This window comes from Nonomuraea monospora (assembly GCF_039531895.1).
Classification (GTDB): domain Bacteria; phylum Actinomycetota; class Actinomycetes; order Streptosporangiales; family Streptosporangiaceae; genus Nonomuraea; species Nonomuraea monospora.
The window spans coordinates 1-17,466 of record NZ_BAAAQX010000035.1 but is presented as its reverse complement, the minus strand read 5'-3'; the positions used below and the strand labels follow the sequence as shown (position 1 = coordinate 17,466).

At 73.0% G+C, this 17,466-nt stretch carries 12 protein-coding genes and 1 pseudogene; 3 read left to right on the top strand and 10 right to left on the bottom strand.

Annotation, left to right across the window (positions count from 1 at the left end):
- Positions 1–141: 141 nt before the first annotated feature.
- The gene (locus ABD331_RS45395; RefSeq protein ID WP_344489827.1) at positions 142–702 is read right to left on the bottom strand and encodes a GNAT family N-acetyltransferase; all 561 of its coding nucleotides are present in this window, start codon (positions 700–702) and stop codon (positions 142–144) included.
- 252 nt (positions 703–954) lie between these two features.
- On the opposite strand from ABD331_RS45395, the gene ABD331_RS45390 reads away from it, so the two are divergent.
- Entirely contained in the window at positions 955–2,640 is a 1,686-nt protein-coding gene (locus ABD331_RS45390) for an RICIN domain-containing protein (RefSeq protein WP_344489824.1), read from the top strand.
- Positions 2,641–2,687: 47 nt separating this feature from the next.
- On the opposite strand, the gene ABD331_RS45385 is transcribed toward ABD331_RS45390, so the two are convergent.
- Positions 2,688–4,001 (bottom strand): FAD-binding oxidoreductase, encoded by a 1,314-nt coding sequence (locus ABD331_RS45385; protein ID WP_344489821.1) that lies wholly within the window; start codon positions 3,999–4,001, stop codon positions 2,688–2,690.
- A 201-nt stretch (positions 4,002–4,202) separates the two neighbouring features.
- On the opposite strand from ABD331_RS45385, the gene ABD331_RS45380 reads away from it, so the two are divergent.
- Together ABD331_RS45380 and ABD331_RS45375 are read left to right on the top strand one after the other, a co-directional pair.
- Positions 4,203–4,946, top strand: a complete 744-nt coding sequence (locus tag ABD331_RS45380) for an SAM-dependent methyltransferase (protein ID WP_344489818.1) — start codon at positions 4,203–4,205, stop codon at positions 4,944–4,946.
- Positions 4,947–5,026: 80 nt separating this feature from the next.
- A complete protein-coding gene (locus tag ABD331_RS45375) occupies positions 5,027–5,830 on the top strand; it encodes an aminoglycoside 3'-phosphotransferase (RefSeq protein ID WP_344489815.1) in 804 nt (267 codons plus the stop codon).
- A 7-nt stretch (positions 5,831–5,837) separates the two neighbouring features.
- Here the strand turns inward: ABD331_RS45375 and ABD331_RS45370 are convergent, their stop codons facing one another.
- From ABD331_RS45370 to ABD331_RS45335, 8 genes and pseudogenes are all read right to left on the bottom strand, one after another.
- Positions 5,838–8,108, bottom strand: coding sequence for an LLM class flavin-dependent oxidoreductase (locus ABD331_RS45370; RefSeq protein ID WP_344489812.1), 2,271 nt, complete (start codon positions 8,106–8,108; stop codon positions 5,838–5,840).
- Between the two features lie 2 nt (positions 8,109–8,110).
- A pseudogene (locus ABD331_RS45365) lies at positions 8,111–9,001 on the bottom strand (LLM class flavin-dependent oxidoreductase); the annotation flags it as partial.
- Between the two features lie 123 nt (positions 9,002–9,124).
- The gene (locus ABD331_RS45360) at positions 9,125–9,628 is read right to left on the bottom strand and encodes a MarR family winged helix-turn-helix transcriptional regulator (protein WP_344489806.1); all 504 of its coding nucleotides are present in this window, start codon (positions 9,626–9,628) and stop codon (positions 9,125–9,127) included.
- Positions 9,629–9,659: 31 nt separating this feature from the next.
- Positions 9,660–10,901 carry an erythromycin esterase family protein gene (locus tag ABD331_RS45355; protein WP_344490138.1) on the bottom strand — a complete coding sequence of 414 codons (1,242 nt, stop codon included), beginning with the start codon at positions 10,899–10,901 and terminating at the stop codon, positions 9,660–9,662.
- Positions 10,902–11,136: 235 nt separating this feature from the next.
- On the bottom strand, positions 11,137–13,176 hold the full coding sequence (locus tag ABD331_RS45350; protein ID WP_344489803.1) for a SpoIIE family protein phosphatase: 2,040 nt from the start codon (positions 13,174–13,176) through the stop codon (positions 11,137–11,139).
- Positions 13,177–13,318: 142 nt separating this feature from the next.
- On the bottom strand, positions 13,319–14,398 hold the full coding sequence (locus ABD331_RS45345; RefSeq protein ID WP_344489800.1) for a hypothetical protein: 1,080 nt from the start codon (positions 14,396–14,398) through the stop codon (positions 13,319–13,321).
- Between the two features lie 36 nt (positions 14,399–14,434).
- A complete protein-coding gene (locus ABD331_RS45340) occupies positions 14,435–15,442 on the bottom strand; it encodes a hypothetical protein (protein ID WP_344489797.1) in 1,008 nt (335 codons plus the stop codon).
- Positions 15,443–15,617: 175 nt separating this feature from the next.
- Entirely contained in the window at positions 15,618–16,550 is a 933-nt protein-coding gene (locus tag ABD331_RS45335; RefSeq protein ID WP_344489793.1) for a hypothetical protein, read from the bottom strand.
- Positions 16,551–17,466: the final 916 nt, after the last annotated feature.

Genomic DNA, 17,466 nt, shown 5'->3' with positions numbered 1-17,466 from the left:
AGCAGACAAGCAGGCGGGCGGGGTGGGCAGGGCAGGTTGGACGAGTGGGTGGGCGGGCCGGGCGGGCTCGCGGGGCAGGCGGGCGCGGGGCAGGCGGGCGCGCGGGGCGGATGGGTGGGGCGGCGCGGGGTGGGGAAGCCGTCAGGAGGTGGGGTTCTTGTTCGCCCGCCACTCCGGCGCCAGCACCGACCACACCTCGACGTCGTACCGCTCCCCCCGATGCAGGTACCCACCCCGCAGCACCCCGTCCTTGCTCATCCCGAGCCTCCGCGCGACCGCGATGCTGGCCGAGTTGGCCGCCGCGACGCGCCACTCCACCCGGTGGATGCCCCGCTCCTCAACGGCCCAGTCGATGATGACGCGCGCGGCCCGGGTGACGAGCCCCTTGCCGGCCGCGGCGGGTTCCAGCCAGCACCCAGCTTCCGCGATGCCCATGGCGAGGTCCATGGTGCGGAAGAGGACGCCTCCGACGAGGGTGCCGTCCGTCCAGATGCCGTAGATGCGGGCCGTGTCGGCGGCGGCCTTGTCCGCGTACGCCTGCAAGAAAGCCCTGCTCGAAGCCGGGTCCACGACGGCGTCCGGCAACCCGATGAAGCGTCCGATGAACTCCCGCCCGCGCTCCATGTGGGCGAGGAGCTCCTCGGCGCGCCACGGTTCCAGCGGTCGCAGAAAGGCGTCGTCTCCGAGGGAAGTCGCGAACATATGACAGCTCCATGATCACAGCGAAGGGAAGGCGACACAACGTACCAAAACCCCACCGCACGCGGGGCCCATGAAACTTTCACGCTCAAATCTTGCAATCGGTTGTTGCAGGAAAGGCGGCACGACCAGCCACGACTCCCTTGCCGGTTTGCAGTTTTACCTGCACTTATTGACGTTTCCGGCAGGTAACGTCACTGTGACTGCAACCGGTTGGCGTCCATGTGCACACCCCCCTGCGGAATGGATGAAAACGTGCCCAAGAACCAAACCCTGTCGCAGAGGCTGGCGGTCGTGGCGACCGCCGGTCTGCTCACCACCGGCGCTCTGATCGCCGTGTTCAACCTGCCGGCCTCGGCGGCCCCGTCCAGCGGCTCGTACACCCTGGTGAACGCGGGAAGCGGGCTGTGCGCGTCCGTACCGAACCAGAGCACCGGCGACGGCGTGCAGCTCGTGCAGAGCGCGTGCACCGACGGCGCCGGGCAGGTCTTCACGCTCACCGCCTCCGGGAGCAGCTACACGATCAAGGCCGAGCACAGCGGCAAGTGCGCGGGCGTGCGCGACGCCTCCACGAGCGCGGGCAAGGCCGTCCAGCAGGAGTCCTGCACCGGGGCGGCGTCGCAGACGTGGCAGCTCACCGCGTCCGGGTCGGCGTACCGGGTGGTGAACGGCAACGGCGGCAAGTGCCTCAACGTCAAGGACAACTCGACGGCGGCGGGCGCCGTCCTGCAGCAGAACTCCTGCGACTCGGCGGCCACCAAGCAGTGGACGCTGCGGCCCGCCGGGAGCGGGCCGACGACGAGCCCGACGCCCACCGTGACGCCCACCGTGACGCCCACTGTCACGCCGACCGTGACGCCGCCGCCGTCCAGCGGCACCCTGTACGTCGCCCCGGGCGGCACGGACGGCGCGGCCGGGACGCAGGCGGACCCGACCACCCTCACCTCCGCCATCACCCGCATCGCCGCCGGCGGCACGATCTACCTGCGCGGCGGCACCTACAACCACGCGCAGACGGTCACCATCGCGCCCGGCAACAACGGCACCTCCAGCGCCCGCAAGAAGCTGTCGGCCTACCCGGGCGAGACGCCGGTGCTGAACTTCTCGGCCCAGAGCGAGGACCCGGCCAACCGCGGCCTGGCCGTGAACGGCTCGTACTGGCACGTCTACGGCGTGGTCGTCGAGCGGGCCGGCGACAACGGCATCTTCGTCGGCGGCAGCGGCAACATCCTGGAGCGCACCGTGACGCGCTACAACCGCGACACCGGCCTGCAGCTCTCCCGCATCGCCTCCGACACCCCGAACTCGCAGTGGCCCGCCGACAACCTGATCCTCAGCGCGCTGTCGCACGACAACGCCGACTCCGACGGTGAGGACGCCGACGGCTTCGCCGCCAAGCTCACGGTCGGCTCAGGCAACGTCTTCCGCTACGCCGTGGCCCGCAACAACATCGACGACGGCTGGGACCTCTACACCAAGACCGACACCGGCCCCATCGGCCCGGTGACCATCGAGGACTCCCTGTCGTACGACAACGGCACGCTCAGCGACGGCAGCCAGGCCGGCAACGGCGACCGCAACGGCTACAAGCTCGGCGGCGAGGACATCGGCGTCAACCACGTCATCCGCCGCAACATCGCCTACAACAACGGCAAGCACGGCTTCACCTACAACCGCAATCTGGGCACGATGTCGATCGCGGACAACGTCAGCATCGACAACGCCGAGCGCAACTTCTCCTTCGACGGGGGGACGTCGGTGTTCAGGGGCAACACGTCGTGCCGCAGCGGCAGCGGCACCAACGACAAGATCGTCGGTAACTCCGACAGCTCCAACCAGTTCTGGACCGGGTCGAACGGGTCCCGCTGCTCGTCCTACTCGGGCGCGCTGCGGTGGTCGTTCGCCTCGGACGGCCGGCTCGTCGTGACCTTCGGCGGCTGAACGGCCGGGGCCGTGGGGCAGGGTCCGCCCCACGGCCCCGCTCCGGGTCAGGACAGGACGGGGAAGTTGGCGCGCAGGACGCCGCGCGGGTCGCGGGCCCGCTTGATGTCCCGCAGCCGCGCCAGGTCCCCCTCGCTGAAGGCCGCCGCCGCACGGTCGCCGCGCCCCAGCATCGTGTACGGCTTGCGCCCGCTGACCAGCGCCCCCAGCTCCCCGGCGAAGCGCTCCTGCCGCTCCCCCACGGCCGCGGACAGCTCGGGGTTGAGCGCCAGGCCGAGCAGGTAGAGCAGGTACGGCTCGGTCATGGGCCCGCTCGGCCCCGCGTCAGGGCGGGCGGCGGCCAGCGCCCCGCCCACGTGCCTGACCTGCACGGCCAGCACCGGCTCCAGCGGGGTGTCCAGCAGCACCTCGGCCGCCGTGTCGTCGAGCCCGGTGAGCAGCTCGGCGCGGGAACGGCCGGGCGCCGGGTCGGTCGGCTCGTCGGTGATGCTGCCGAGGCTCGCCACCGGCACCGGGCCCCGCTTGTCGGCGATCACGTCGTCGATCTTGTCCAGGCGGGCGAGCAGCGCCCGGCCGTCGCCTTCCTCGCCGAGGAACGCGACGTCCACGGCCACCATGGGCGGCGCCTGCGGGAACTGGAACCTGTTGAACCACACCGACAGCTCGTCCGGCGCCTCGGCGGTGATCTCCCTGAAGGCCTCGAACACCTCGCGGGTGCGGTGCCCCGGCCAGATGACGCGGCCCCCGTACAGGTCGGGCGCCGGGTGCAGGTCGAACTCGATCGCGGTGACCAGCGCGAAGTCGCCGCCGCCGCCGCGCAGCGCCCAGAACAGGTCGGGGTCGGAGCCGGCGGTGACCGTGGCGGGCTCCCCGTCGGCCAGCACCACGTCGAACGAGCGCACGCTGTCGGCCGCGAAGCCGTACCGGCGGCTGAACCAGCTCAGACCGCCGCCCAGCGTGTAGCCGGTCACGCTCACGACGGGGCTGCTGCCCGCGAGGCCGGTCAGGCCGAGCGGGCCCGTCTCGGCCAGCACCTCGCCCCACTTGACGCCCGCGCCCACCTTGGCCACCCGCTCGTCGGGGCGCACCTGGACGCCGCCGAGCCGCCCGGTGCGCAGCAGGATCACGCCGTCGGTGTCGCCGGTGGCGCCGTGGCCGCTCGGCTGGGCGGTCACCGTCAGGCCGGTCCTTGCCGCGTACCGGACCAGGGCCGTCACGTCGGCGGCGTCCGCTGCCTCCACGACGGCGGCCACCGGCTGGTGCACGGACAGGTTCCAGGGCTTGGCCGCCTGCTCGAAGGTGTCGTCGCCGGGGAGCAGCACCTGGCCTCGTACGGCGGAGCGCAGTTCCGTGTTCGTCATGTTGTCCTCAGTCCCCCATGTCATGGTCGGTCCCGGGTTGTCCGGGGCACGGATATGACGGATCCCGTGGGAAGAGTGTGACGGCATCGGCCGACATTTCCTGATGCGCGAGGTGGCCGCATCCCCGCCCTGCCGCTCCCGCCTCGTCCGGACGCGCCCCGGCTTTGCCGCTCCCGCCTCGGATGCGGCATCCTTCGCCGGATGGAACGCAACCTGATCAGCCACCTCGCCCACGCCGACCACCCCATCGCCGCCCCGATCAGCGAGGACAACCTGGAACGCCTGCTCGTCCGGGCGAGGCCGCCCGCGCGGGCCCGCATCCTCGACCTGGGCTGCGGCGAGGCGGCGTGGCTGGTCAGAGCGCTGTCCCTCTACCCGGACGCGACAGCCGACGGCGTGGACCTCACCGACTCCGGCTTCGCCAGGGCCAAGGAGGAGGCCGAACGCCGCGGGGTGGCCGACCGGCTCCGCCTGCACCGCGCCTCCGCCGCGGACTTCACCGCCGGCGAGCCGTACGACCTGGTGCTGTGCGTCGGCGCCACGCACGCTTTCGGCGGCCTCGCGCCGACCCTGGACGCCGTCCGCGCTCACCTGCGGCCCTCCTCCGGGCTCGCCCTGGTCGGCGAGGGCTTCTGGGAGCGCCCGCCCTCCCCCGGCCTGCTCGTCCGGCTCGGCGCCGAGCCCGACGAGTACGCCGACCTGGCCGGGACGGTGGCGCGGGCGGAGAACGCCGGGTACGCCACCGTCTACGGGCACGCGAGCACGTTGGAGGAGTGGGACGAGTACGAGTGGTCGTGGACCGGCTCGCTGACCCGCTGGGCGCTCGACCACCCTGGCGAGGAGGGGGAGAGCGCGCTGTCCGCCGCCCGTGAGCATCGTGAGCTGTGGCTCGACGGTTATCGGGGGGTTCTGGGCTTCGTCACGCTGCTGCTGCGCCGAGTCTGAGGCGAGCAGAGCCGCAGGGGTGGGTGGAAAAGCCTTTGCCGGGGTGGAGGCGCGGCTGGAAGGATCAGGTGCCTGTGAGCGTGAACTCCGAGGTCCCGACCGGTCCCGTGCCCGTCCCCGACGCGATCGCCGCGCTGGCGCGCGACGCCGACGCCATCACCTGCGTCTGGCGCAACGACCTGGGCGGCCTGACGTTCCGCCTGGACGACCCGGGTGGCGGCACGCGTTACGCGAAGTGGGTGGCGACGGGCACCCCGGAGATCGACCTGGCCGGTGAGGCGGAGCGGCTGGCGTGGGCGAGCCGGTGGGTGAGCGTGCCGCCCGTGCTCGAACACGGCAAGGACGCCGGCGGCGAATGGCTGGTGACGGCGGCCGTGCCCGGGACGTCGGCGATGGACGCGCGGTGGGTGGCCGAGCCGGCCGTAGCGGCGACGGCGATCGGGCGGGGGCTGCGGCTGCTGCACGACGCCCTGCCCGTGGAGGGCTGCCCGTTCGACTGGGGGGTGGCGCGGCGGCTGCGCCGCGCCGACGAGCGCATCGCCGACGGCGAGGGGCCTGCCGGGTGGGCGCCCGAGCATCGGCATCTACTTCTGGACGAGGCCAGAGCCCGGATCGGTGACCCGCCGCCCATCGATCGGCTGGTCGTCTGCCACGGCGACGCGTCCGTCCCGAACACGTTGCTGCACGACGACGGCGCGTTCGCCGCGCACGTCGATCTCGGCTCGCTCGGCCTCGCGGACAGGTGGGCGGATCTGGCGGTGGCCGCCTGGAGCACCGTGTACGACTACGGCCCCGGCTACGACGGCCACGTCTACGAGGGTTACGGGATCGAGCCGGACGAGGAGCGCATCGCCTACTACCGGCTGTTGTGGGATCTGGCGTGAGCGCCCGTCAGGGGTCCGACGGGGTGATGTTGAAGTTGTCGCGGAAGACGTTGGCCGGGTCGTAGCGGCGCTTGAGCGCCCGCAGCCGCCGCAGCGTCGGCTCCGGGTAGGCCTCCTGGACGCGTTCGGGGCGCAGGTCGGTCTCGAAGTTGATGTACTGGCCGGAGAAGTGGTGCAGCATGCCGTCCCACAGCTCGTCGAGGGCGCGGCGGGCCGGGCCGAACGCCACGAGCGAGAAGTTGGCCGACCGGCCCGCGTAGGCGGTCGCGTCCGGGGCGACGTCGGAGGCGGCGCCGCCCGCGGAACGCACCTGGAAGAAGTACGTGCGCCCGCTCGCGACGAGCCGCGCCGCCGCGGCGGCCAGCTCGGGGGTGAGGTGGTCGGCGAGCGCCGCCCTGGTGACCGGCTCGCCCTGCGCGTCGTGCGCGCCGTGCGGGGCATGCATGATCGCCTCGTACGGCAGCACCTGGATCGAGTGGTCCAGCAGCGGAGCGGCGGCGGCGATCGGCTGCAGCCGGTTGATGATCGTCTCGGCGTCGCCGGAGTGCACGACCGCCATGATCTGCGCGATCAGCGGCTGCCCGGGGCGGGCCTGGCCGATGATGAGCGAGCTGGTGAGGTCGCGCGGGGCCGCCTCCATCGCGGCGCCCCAGCGTTGCAGGAAGCCCGCCGTGTCGGTGGCGTCCACGACGAGCTGGGCGAACCCGACGTCCCCGCCCTCGTGCGCCTCGAACTCGAACGCGGTCACGACGCCGAAGTTCGCGCCCGCTCCGCGCACGGCCCAGAACAGGTCGGCGTTCTCCTGGTCGTCCGCGTGCACCTGGCTGCCGTCGGCCAGCACCAGGTCCACGGCGCGCAGGTGGTCGATGGTCAGGCCGTGCTCGCGGACGAACCAGCCGATGCCGCCCGCGGTGGCCAGCCCGCCGACGCCCACGCCGCCGTAGTCGCCGGAGGTGAGCGCCCAGCCGTGCGGGGCCAGCGCGGCGGCGACCTCGCCCCAGCGCGCGCCCGGGCCGACGCGGATGCGGCGGGTGGCCTTGTCGGTCACCTCGATAGTGTTGAGGCGGGACACGTCGATGACGATGCCGCCGTTGCTGGTCGAGCGGCCGCTGATGCCGTGCCCGCCGCTGCGGATGGAGAGCTTCACTGGTTGGGTACGTGCGTAGCGCACGGCCTGGCTCACCTCGTCCGGTGTGCCGGGGCGCAGGACCAGGCCCGGGGAACCGCCGCGGAGGTAGGTGGAGCGGACGCGGGCATAGGCGGCGTCTCCCGGTTCGACGGCCGACTGGGTGAGGGCTGGGGGGATGGCGTCGTAGTCGATGCCGTCGCGGCGGTGGCGGCGGGCGAAGACGCTGCGGGTGGTGGGGGGCTGTTCGGTGGTGGTGGCGGCGCGGAGGGCGGGGGCCACCTCGGTGGCGAAGCGGCGCAGGGTGTCCTCGTCGTCGGTGGCGAGGAGGAGGGTGGTGAGGGCGCCGTCGTTGATCAAGCGCAGGAGGTCGGCCACCCATCGGTCGGGCGGGCCGACAAGGAACGCTTCGGGGGCGGGTTGGAAGCGGCCGGTGACGATCGCGAGGCGGCGCAGTTCGCGCGGGTCGCGTCCCGCCGCCACGGCCTCCTGGTCGAGCAGAGCGCCGCCGGCCGCCGCCAGGTCAGCCAGGGCGCCCGCCCCCGCCAGGCCGATCCGACCGCTGACCGCCGTGTCGTGCCGGCCGTCGGCCACCGCAGGATCGACGCCGGGCGCGGTGAGCAGCCAGCCGTCGGCCTTGGCCGCGGTGAGCCGCAGAGCGTCCGGATCGGGGCCCGCCGCGAGCCAGAGCGGGATGTCGTGCGCGGGCGCGGGCCCTCGTTCGGCGCCGGACACGCGGTGGTGCCGCCCGTCGAAGTGCAGAGGGGCACGCACGTTCGCCGCCCAGATGCCGCGAATGACGTCAATCGCCTCACCCAGCGCGCTGACATGGTCCGCCTCGCCCAGCGTGCCGACGTCAATCGCCTCTGCCAGCGCGCCCGACCCATCCAGAGCCAGCTCGACCCGCCCACCCGACAGCAGATCAAGGCTGGCCGCCGCACGAGCGAGCACCGCCGGATTGCCCATCTCAGCGACAGGCCCGGCCAACAGCCGGATACGACTGGTACGAGCCGCCACCCAGCTCAGCAACGTCCACACATCCAGCTCGGCGGCCTCGTCCCGAATGGACACCACGTCGTACCCGAGCTCCTCACTCAGCAGAGCCCGACCCACCACGTCCCCGCCCGCACCGAGCAGCACTCCGTAATTCACGCTGACCGCTCCCGGGCCACGAGCTCCCGCACGCCCGGCGCGACCTGCTCGCCGAACGTCCGGATGGCGGCCGCGTCGTCGGCCATCAGGATGTATCCGGAGAAGCCGTACTCCAGGGTCAGCACCGCGAGCTGCTCGGCCCACTGCTCGGGCGGCCCCGACAGCAGCCGGTCGCTGGGCGCGCCGAAGCGTCCGGTGAGGTTGAGCAGGCGGCGGACGGCGGCGGGCGCGCGCCCGGCCTCGGTGGCGGCGTCGTCGATGACGGCGTTGGCCTCGGCGAGCTGGTCGAGGCTCTGCATGTACGGCAGCGACGGCAGCCAGCCGTCGGCCTTGCCGCCGGTCAGCCGGAGCATCCTGGGCTTGTAGGCGCCCAGCCAGATCCCGATGTCGTGCGCCGGGGCCGGGCCGCGCTTGGCGCCGTCCACCTGGTAGTAGGTGCCGTTCAGGTGGAAGCGTTCGCGGTTGCCCGCGTCCCAGACGCCGCGGATGACGTCGATGGCCTCGCTGAGCGCGTCCACGGCTTGGCCGGGGGTCAGCCGCCGGCCGCCCATGGCTTCGATGGCGTCCCAGAAGCCGCCTGCTCCGAGGCCCAGCTCGAACCGGCCGCCGCTGAGCAGGTCGAGGCTGGCGGCGGCTCTGGCGAGCACGGCCGGCGGGCGGAGCGGGAGGTTGATGACGTTGCCGGACAGGTGGACGCGTTCGGTCCGCGCGGCGACGTACGACAGCAGCGTCCAGGTGTCGAGGAAGGCGGCCTGGTAGGGATGGTCCTGGAAGGTGACCAGGTCGAGCCCGGCGGCCTCCGACTCCTGCGCCAGCGCGACGACCTCGTGCGGCGTGGCGTTGGCCGGCGTGATGAACGACCCGAACGTCAGGTCGTGCCCGTAGTCAGGCATGGCTGTGTTCCTCCTCCGCCCGAACGCGGCAGATGTGTTGTGGAGCAGACTATCTCTGCTCCAGACGAGTTGCACAACAGCAAATTGCGCATGGTCATTCCACGCGTGTGCAAGGAAAACGGCTCAGCGGCCGTCCGAGAGCAGCTCCTCCGCCACCGTGCACGGGTCGGCGGCGGCGTCCACGTCGCGCACGTCGCAGGCCACCCGCCACAGGAGCTTTCTGAACGTGTCGCGCTCGGCCGGGTCGAGCGCGCCGAGCAGGCCGTCCTCGGCCTCGCGCACGCGCCGCTCCAGCTCCTCGAACGTGCTCTCGCCGCCCGCCGTCGCCACGATCCTGCGCTGCCGCCGATCGGCCGGGTTGAGCCGCCGCTCGACCAACCCCGCCTGGACCAGGTCGTCAAGGAGGTACGTCAGCACGGTGCGGTCGATGCCCAGGTGGGCGGCCAGGGCGAGCTGCGTCGGATGCTCGCCGCCGACCACAGCGGCGAGCGTCTGGTAGCCGCGCGGGCCGTGGGGCAGGTCGCCGATCACCGTGACGACCGTGCTGTGGTAGGCGCGCAGCAGCACGCCGAGCGTCCAGCCGAGGTTGTCGCCGCCGGGGGCGTCTCCTGGCCGGTCGGTGCTCATGGCCGCATCCTATCCAGGCGTCCTGGCGGGGTCATAACGGTGTGGACGCGCTGACCTGGCGCAGGAAGGCGAGGCCGTCGAACTCGTCCGCCAGGATCGTGTCCCTGAAGGCGGACCTGGATCGCACCCGGCGCGCCATCCCGCCGAAGCCGCGCACCTGGTTGGTGGCCGCCAGCCAGGTGGCCACGTCCTCCGGGTGGTCGCCGCCGCGCAGGTCCACCACGTAGTCGCCGGGGTGGGCGGCGGCCAGCCTGGCCGCCACGTCGCCCGGCGCGCCGGCCGGCGGGACACGGAAGCGGGATGGCCGGACGCGCGGGAGGGACGGCGGGACGCGGAAGAGGGCCGGGGGCTTGCGGACCAGCCTGCCGAAGCGCCGCCGGTGGGCGCGGAACTCGCCGTGGCCGAACAGCACCGCGATCGCGTAGTACGCCTCACCGAACTCCCCGGCCAGATGCGCCCCCATCGGGCGGACGCCGCGGGCGCTCCTCGCGACGTGGCTGTTGTGCGCCCACACGACCACCTTGTCCTCGGGCCCGGTCACGAGCCTGGCGACGTTCTCGGCCAGGTAGCGGTCGCGGGCGGCGGCGAGGGTGCGCTCCGGATCGGTGTGGACGCGCGGCCTGCTCGCCACGTCGGCGAACTGCCGGACGATCCTGGCGTGCTCGCGGGCCTCGTCCGGCCCGTACGCGGCCACGTGCTCCTCCAGGCGGCGCGCGTCCGCCTCGGCCTGGCGGTCCAGCGGCTGCGTGAAGCCGTGACGGCCGAGGTCGCCGAGCGGGTCGAGCAGGGGCGTGGCGGGCTCACCTAGGCAGGCGCGCAGGGCCTCGAGTGCGGGCTGCGGGTGTTGCGGGTCTATCCCGACGAAGCGGACGGGGCGGGCGGCGGTGCAGTTGTGGTCGCGCAGCCGTTCGAGGACGGTCAGCATCTCCGCGGTGTGCAGCGTCCAGAAGCGCAGCCCGGCCAGGGCGTCGCGGGGGTCGCCCGGCCCGCCGGCGGTGTAGGCGTCCACGGCTCGCGCGGCGGCGGCGCTGGCCTCGATGGCGAGCGTGGTGAAGCCGAGCTCCTTGATGCACAGCTCTGTCAGGCGCCAGCGGAGCAGGAAGAACTCGGCGCTGCCGTGCGTGGCCTCGCCCAGGCCGACCAGGCGGGCGTCCTGGAGGGCGGCCCTGAGCGGGGCGAGGTCCGTCAGGCCGGAGCCGGGTGCGAGGCCCGCCAGCGGCACGGCCCGCCCGGCCAGCCAGGCCGTCACGTCGTCCGGCACGTCCACCCCCACACTCAAGCACCTCCCGGCCGGGTCTGCGCCAGCCTGACCGACTCCCCGGACGGGCCGCCCCCCGAACGGGCCGACTCCCCGGACGAACCAGGTTCCCGGACGAGCCGACTCGCGGGACGAGCCGGGTTTCCTAAGGGACCGACTCCCCGGACGGACCAGGCCCTCGGACAGACCCGGCTCCCGGACAGACCGGACAGACCGGGCTGCCGGGCGGGCCGGGTTTCCCGGGCGACGGTTACGGCTCGGCCGGTAGTCGCAGCGCGATGACGGCGATGTCGTCCTGCCCGCTGGTCGGCAGCCCGCTGAGCAGATTGTCGCAGAACGCGTCGATCGGCTCGTCCGCCAGCGACCCCGCGAGCCGGCGCAGCCGCTCCAGCCCCCGGTCCAGATGCTCGCCCGACCGCTCGACGAGACCGTCCGTGTACAGCAGTAACGTGCTGCGCGGCGGCAACGGCATCACCTCCGACGAGCACGGCTGCTCGTGCCGGAAGCCCAGCAGGGGGCTGGCGGCGCCGTCCAGGAAGTAGCTCTCCCCCTCGGCGGTGACCAGGAGCGGCGGCGGGTGCCCGGCGACGGCGTAGTGGAGCCGGTGGCCGCCCTCGACCCGTTCCACGCGGGCGAGCGCGGCGGTGGCCGTCACGTCGTCCGACAGAGACTCCATCGCGAGGTTGAGCCGGGTGAGGATCTCGCCGGGCGGTTCGCAGCGGTCCATGGCCAGGGCGCGCAGCATGTTGCGGAGCTGGCTCATGGCGACCGCGGCGCCGAGGTCGTGGCCCGCGACGTCGCCGATGGCGACCACGGTGACGCCGTCGGGCAGGACGAAGGAGTCGTACCAGTCGCCGCCCACCTCCGCCGCCGACGGGCTCGCCTGGTAGCGGGCCGTGATCTCCAGGTCGGGCAGGGTGGGCGGCTCGGCGAGCAGGCTGTGCTGCAGGGCCAGGGCCACCTGCTGCGCGCGCTGGAAGCGGATGGCGTTGCTCAGCGCGTCGTGCGCGTGGTCGAAGATCTCGTCGAGCAGCTCGATGTCGTCCCAGCCGATCGGCGCCCGATCTCCGCAGGTCACGGCGCTGACGACGGCCGGGACGGCCCCGTCCACCACGACAGGGAGCGTGAGCAGGCTGTTGGCCTCGCTGGCCGTCAGCCACGACTGGAAGTCGGCGGGCGCGAGGTTGGGCGGCGGCGCGCCCTTCGGGAAGATCTTCAGCAGCGGGCGGCGCTGCTGGACCGCTCTGACCAGCGTGTTGTCGGCGGGCAGGTGCTCCTCGCTGTAGGCGGGCAGCCGGCTCAGGCCGCTGCGGGCGGAGGTGGCCAGGCGTTCGACCACGAACGGCACGCCGCCCTGCCTGATGCTGGTCAGGTCGGTGACGAGGTGCACGCCGCAGCCGTCGGCCAGCTCGGGGACGATCACGTCGGCCAGCGCGCCGAGCATCTCGGGCAGGCTCGTCAGGTCGGCCGTGGCGGCGGTCGCGCGGTCCAGCACCTGCTGGCGGCGCCGGTCGCGCCACTGCTGCTCGATGTCGGTGCAGGTGCCCACCCACTCGACGATCCTGCCGTTCTCGCGGATCGGCACGGCCTGCGCCCGGAAGTGCCGGTAGCAGCCGTCGGCGGTGCGCAGCCGGTAGACCTGCTCCCAGATGTCCGCGCCGCCGTGGACCGCCTGCCACCAGGCCCGCATCGTCGGCTCGCGGTCGTCCGGATGCAGCATCTGCTGCCAGCCCTGGCCCTGGAACTCCTCCCACGACTGGCCGGTCACCCGCTGCCAGCTCGGGCTCGGCTCGATGGCCTCGCCCTCGGCGCCCGCCACCCAGATGATCTCCGCGCTGACGCGCATCAGGCTCTCGTAGCGCCGCAGGATGCGGCTGCGTTCGTCGGCGATCGCGCGGAACTCCTGCGTGGCGTTGATCTGCTCGGTGACCTCCGTCGTCACCACGAGCACGCCGTGCGTGCCGTCCTCCAGCGACACGCGCGACAGGCTGGAGGTGAAGAAGCGCTCCTCCCCCTCGCCTGCCATGCTCGCCGGAGCGGCGTTGAGCACGACCGGCTCGCCCGTCTCGTAGACCTGGTCGAACAGGTTTCCGTATCGTTTCTGCACGTATTCGGCAAAGGCCTTCTCCAGCGGGAGCCCCATGGGTCTCTCGCCGAACTGTGCCCGGTACATGGCGTTGGTGTAGAGCAGGCGGTGCTCGGGGCCGCTGGTGACAGCCACCCCCACCGGCGCAGGATCGAGCACCTCGAACGCCAGGCCGCAGCGCGAGCCGTCCCCGGCCCCTTCCATCGTGACCTCCCCCCGATGGTCACCTCTCGCTCTGATACCCCTGAACGGCGGGTGAGAACGCATCGGGCCTGGAAGGGGGGCCGCGGCGGGCTCCGTGGTGGGCCCGCCGCGGCCTCCGTACGGGTGCGTGCGTACGGTGCCGTCAGGCGCAGGACAGGCGCAGCGGCCCGGCCACCATGGCCTGGTCGCCCGTCGCGTTGCCCCTGCCGGTGTCGGTGATCCGGACCATCACCAGCCCACTGGTGATCGTGACGGGAGCCGGGCCCGGAGCCCAGGTGCCCTGGCGCATGCGCTGGTCGAGGGTGAACTCCGCGACCGTGCGGGCGTCCTGGTCGAAGCCGTCGGTGACGGTGTACCAGACCCGCTGGCCCGCGAAGCGGGTCTTCGGCACGTACACCTTCACCTGGCACTGGTGGCGCCCGTCCAGCCCGGTCGTGAAACGCCACTGGAAGCTGTTGCTGCGCGGGACGGCCTGGCCCGGGTCGTACGTCAGCGCAGAGAACAGGAAGCCGTCGCCGCAGCCCGCGCCCGTCCAGCCGGGGGCGCTGGCGTCCTTCCAGCCGTCCCTGCCGGGCACGCCCTCGATGCGCACGCTGCGGCGGGCGTCGCGCGGGCAGCCGGGGCCCGCGACCGCCACGAAGGCCGGGCGGGCGGCGCCCGTCGCCGTGGTCCGCGGCGACGGGGCGGCCGGCCGCAGCGAGGTGGTGGTGAAGGCGTCCTGGCGGCCCGCGACGGAGACGGCCATGGGGACCTGGTTCTGGTAGATCACCAGCGCCGCGGGCACCGCGATCTGCGCGAGCACCCCGAGGATCACCCACGTCTTGATGGAGGTGCGCCGCCGCTCGGCCACGGGCGGCTCAGGGGGCGGCCCCATGCGCGGGAACTCCACCGTCTCGTAGACGCGGTCGCTGTGGCGTACCCGCAGCATGGCGTCCACCACGTGCCACTTCCTGGTCCACTCGTTGCGGTCGCCGCCGCACGCGGCCACGTACGCGAGCGTGACGGCCAGGCTCGGCAGCTCCTCCCCCGACACCGCCGCCGCCAGGCCGGCCGCCGGAACTCCCGTCCTGCGTCTCATCGCGCGGCGGCTCGGATCGCCCGCCGCCGCCCGCAGGTCGCGCAGCCCGCGGGCGAACTCCTTCAGCGGGTCGGGCGCCGCCGGACGCGCGTGCCGTCCCCGAGATCGGCGCGGTAACTCACGAAGCCTTTCCTTGCTCGTCATCGTGCCCCCCAGCGATCGTGTCGGTCCGTGGTGAGGTCATGGACAGGAGAGCCGGACCGGGCCGGCGGCCATGGCCTGGTTGCCCGTGGTGTTGCCGCGGCCCGTGTCGGTGATCTGCACGATCACCAGGCCGCTGGTGACGACCAGGGGAACCGGCGCCGGCACCCACTGGCCCTGGCGCATGCCCTGGTCGAGGGTGAACTCCCCGACCGTTCGCGCCTCCTCGTCGAAGCCGTCGCTGACCGTGTACCAGACGCGCTGCCCGGCCAGCTCCGACTTCGGGACGTACACCGTCAGCGTGCAGTCGTGCGAGCCGCGCAGGCCCGTGGTGAAACGCCACTGGAAGGAGTTGCGCGGGTTCTCGCCGCTCTTCGGCTTCAGCTCGGAGAACAGGAAGCTGTCGCCGCAGCCCGCCCCGGTCCAGCCGGACGCGGCGGCGTCCTTCCAGCCGTCCCTGCCGGGCATGCCGTCGATGCGCACGCTGCGCGTCGTGTCGCGCGGGCAGCTCGGCCCGGCGACCGCGGTGAAGGCCGGGCGGATGTCCCTGGCCTCCGTCTTGCCGTCGTCCTTGCCGTCGTCCGTGGTCGAGATGGCGCGGAACAGCAGGTCGTCGCGGAGAGCCCCGGCCGTGGCCAGCCCCGTCACGCCGATCGCGACGAGGAGCGCGGACAGTTTGACGACGCCGCGGTTCAGCCGCACCCGCCGCGGGCGGCGCGCGGGTGACGGGTGCGCGGACGCCTCGCCGTCGTGCGGCTTGTTGTCCAGTTCCTCCCGCAGGTCGTTCCACTTCCTGGCCCACGCGTCCTGGTCGCCGCCGCACGCCCCCACGTACGCCTTCGTGACCGCCAGACTCGGCAGCCGGTCCCCCGACGCGGCCGCGGACAGTGCCGACGACGAATATCCCGCCTTACGCTCCATGGCCCGGTAACTCGGATTGCCCGCCGCCATCCGCAGGTCGCGTAGTCCCTGCGCGAACTCCTGGAGCGGGCCGGGCGGGACCGGCCGTTCCCGTCTTCCCCGGGTGGTGGTGTCGTGCTGGATCATCGTGCCCCCTGGACGATTTGAAGCTCTCGGCCTCCTATTCGCGGACGCACGCCTCGCGGACTGATCCTTTCCGTTCCGGAATTGACACTGACCAGACAGAGCCCGTCCGAAAAGAGACGACTGCGGGGCGGCCCCTGGCTGGGGGCCGCCCCGCACGACGATCCGGAGCCTCCGGCTATCGCCGGCGAACCTTGCCGATCACGTCCACGACCGGCTCGTTACAGGTGTTGACGTAGCGGACGACCACGGTGTACTTGACGCCCCTCTTCAGGAAGTCCGTCGAGTACCTGACGCGGTCCTCCAGCACCGTGTTCTTCGCGACCTGCGGCTGCGGCCTGAGGACCTCGGCGCCCCGCTTCGAGACGAACACGTAGTTGACCGTGCTGAACCTCTTCAGCTTGTTGCCCGACGGGGCCAGGAACGAGTTCCGGCCGAGGACCAGCGTGCGGCCCAGGTTGTCGCCGCCGATGAAGTTCGTCGGCGCGAAGCGGCCCCTGCGGACCGTCGTGCCGAACAGGCGGACGTTGCCGGGCACCCGGCAGAACTGCCGCTGCAGCTCCGGACGGAAGAAGCGGTCCGGCTCCTTGAACGAGCCGAAACCCCTGCGCCTGTCGCCGGGCTGCCGCTTGACGATCCAGTCCACGAGGCTGATCCCGGCCTCGCGCAGCACCTTCTCGACCGACTCTGGAACCCGCTTGCTCGACGTGGTCGTGGTGGGGCCCTGCAGGGTCAGGTCCTCCGACGGGACGGCGCCCGTCTCGGCCGGAACCTGGGGCAGGGTGTTGGGCTGGGTCTGGGAGGTGTTGTTGTTCTTGTCGCGCTTGAGCAGCTTGTTCAGCGCCTCCTGGCCGAGCTGCTTGCCCAGGTCCTTGCCGAGGTCCTTCAGGAAGTCACCGAACCCGCCGGAGCTGCTGGAGCCGCTGCTCCCGCTGCCGGGCTGAGGCGCGGTCAGACCGAAGTCGAACGAGCTGCCGCCGGACGAGCCGCCGAAACCGAACGGGTCGTCCACTTGCGCGTGCGCCGCTCCCGCGGTGAGGCCGCTACCGGCCAGCACACCGCCGACCGCCAGGCCGGCCACCGCAAGACGAAGCTTCGAAGGTGCTTTCACCTTGGTTTCCTCTCTCATGGTGACGCGATCGGCGGAGAGCGGCGTGCTCCCCCGGGTGCCGAAACGCGTCGGAATGTTTCCAGCGACTTCCTGATTACGGGGCTGGGCGATGACCATCCAGGTGAGGACGTTGTCCAGCGCCGCAAACCGATGTCCAGGCGGGGGGTGGGGCGTCGCGGCTGGTCTTGGGGTTGGCCTGGGTTGGGGGGTGGCTTTGGGGGTGGCTTGTCCACTTGGGGTGGGGTTGGGGTGCGGACGCCGGGGGCCTTCTCGGTGGTTGCGCCGGCGCGGGGGTGTGGGGTTTGGGGAGCGGCGGGCGGTTTGCTGTGGTGGGCGTCGTTGCGGGGGCGGCCTCACGCGGTGCCGACCCTCGCGCCCGTGGCCGTTTCGGGGCTGGGCTGGGCTGGGCTCGGCGCAGGGTGGGGACGCTCGACACAAGGCGGCACTCGGCACGGCTCGCCAGCGCTCGGCACAGCGCGAGGCGAGGCACGGCGGGGCGCGGGGGTGGCGAGGGGCGGGGAGGCGGGGCACGGGAGGCGGGACGGCGCGGGGTGGGGGCGCGGGGGGCGCGGCGAGGCACGGCAAGGCGGCGGGGGCACTCGGCTCGCGGGAGGCGGGAGCGGTCGCGAGGCGGGAGCGGTCGCGAGGCGGGAGCGGTCGCGAGGCGCGCATGGCGCGAGGCACGACGGCGCGGCGCAGCGCGGCGGCCCGAGGCGAGGGCGCGGGGCGGGCGCGCGGGGCGGGCGCGCGGGGCGGCAGGGCTCGACGGGCGGGGTTGCGCGGCGTGGCGGGACAGGGGCGGCGTTCCGCTCGCGGGAGGCGGTGGCGGTCGCGAGGCGCGCATGGCGCGAGGCACGACGGCGGCATGCCTCGAGGCGCGGGGCGGGACGGCGGGGGGCGGGGCGGGGGATGGACG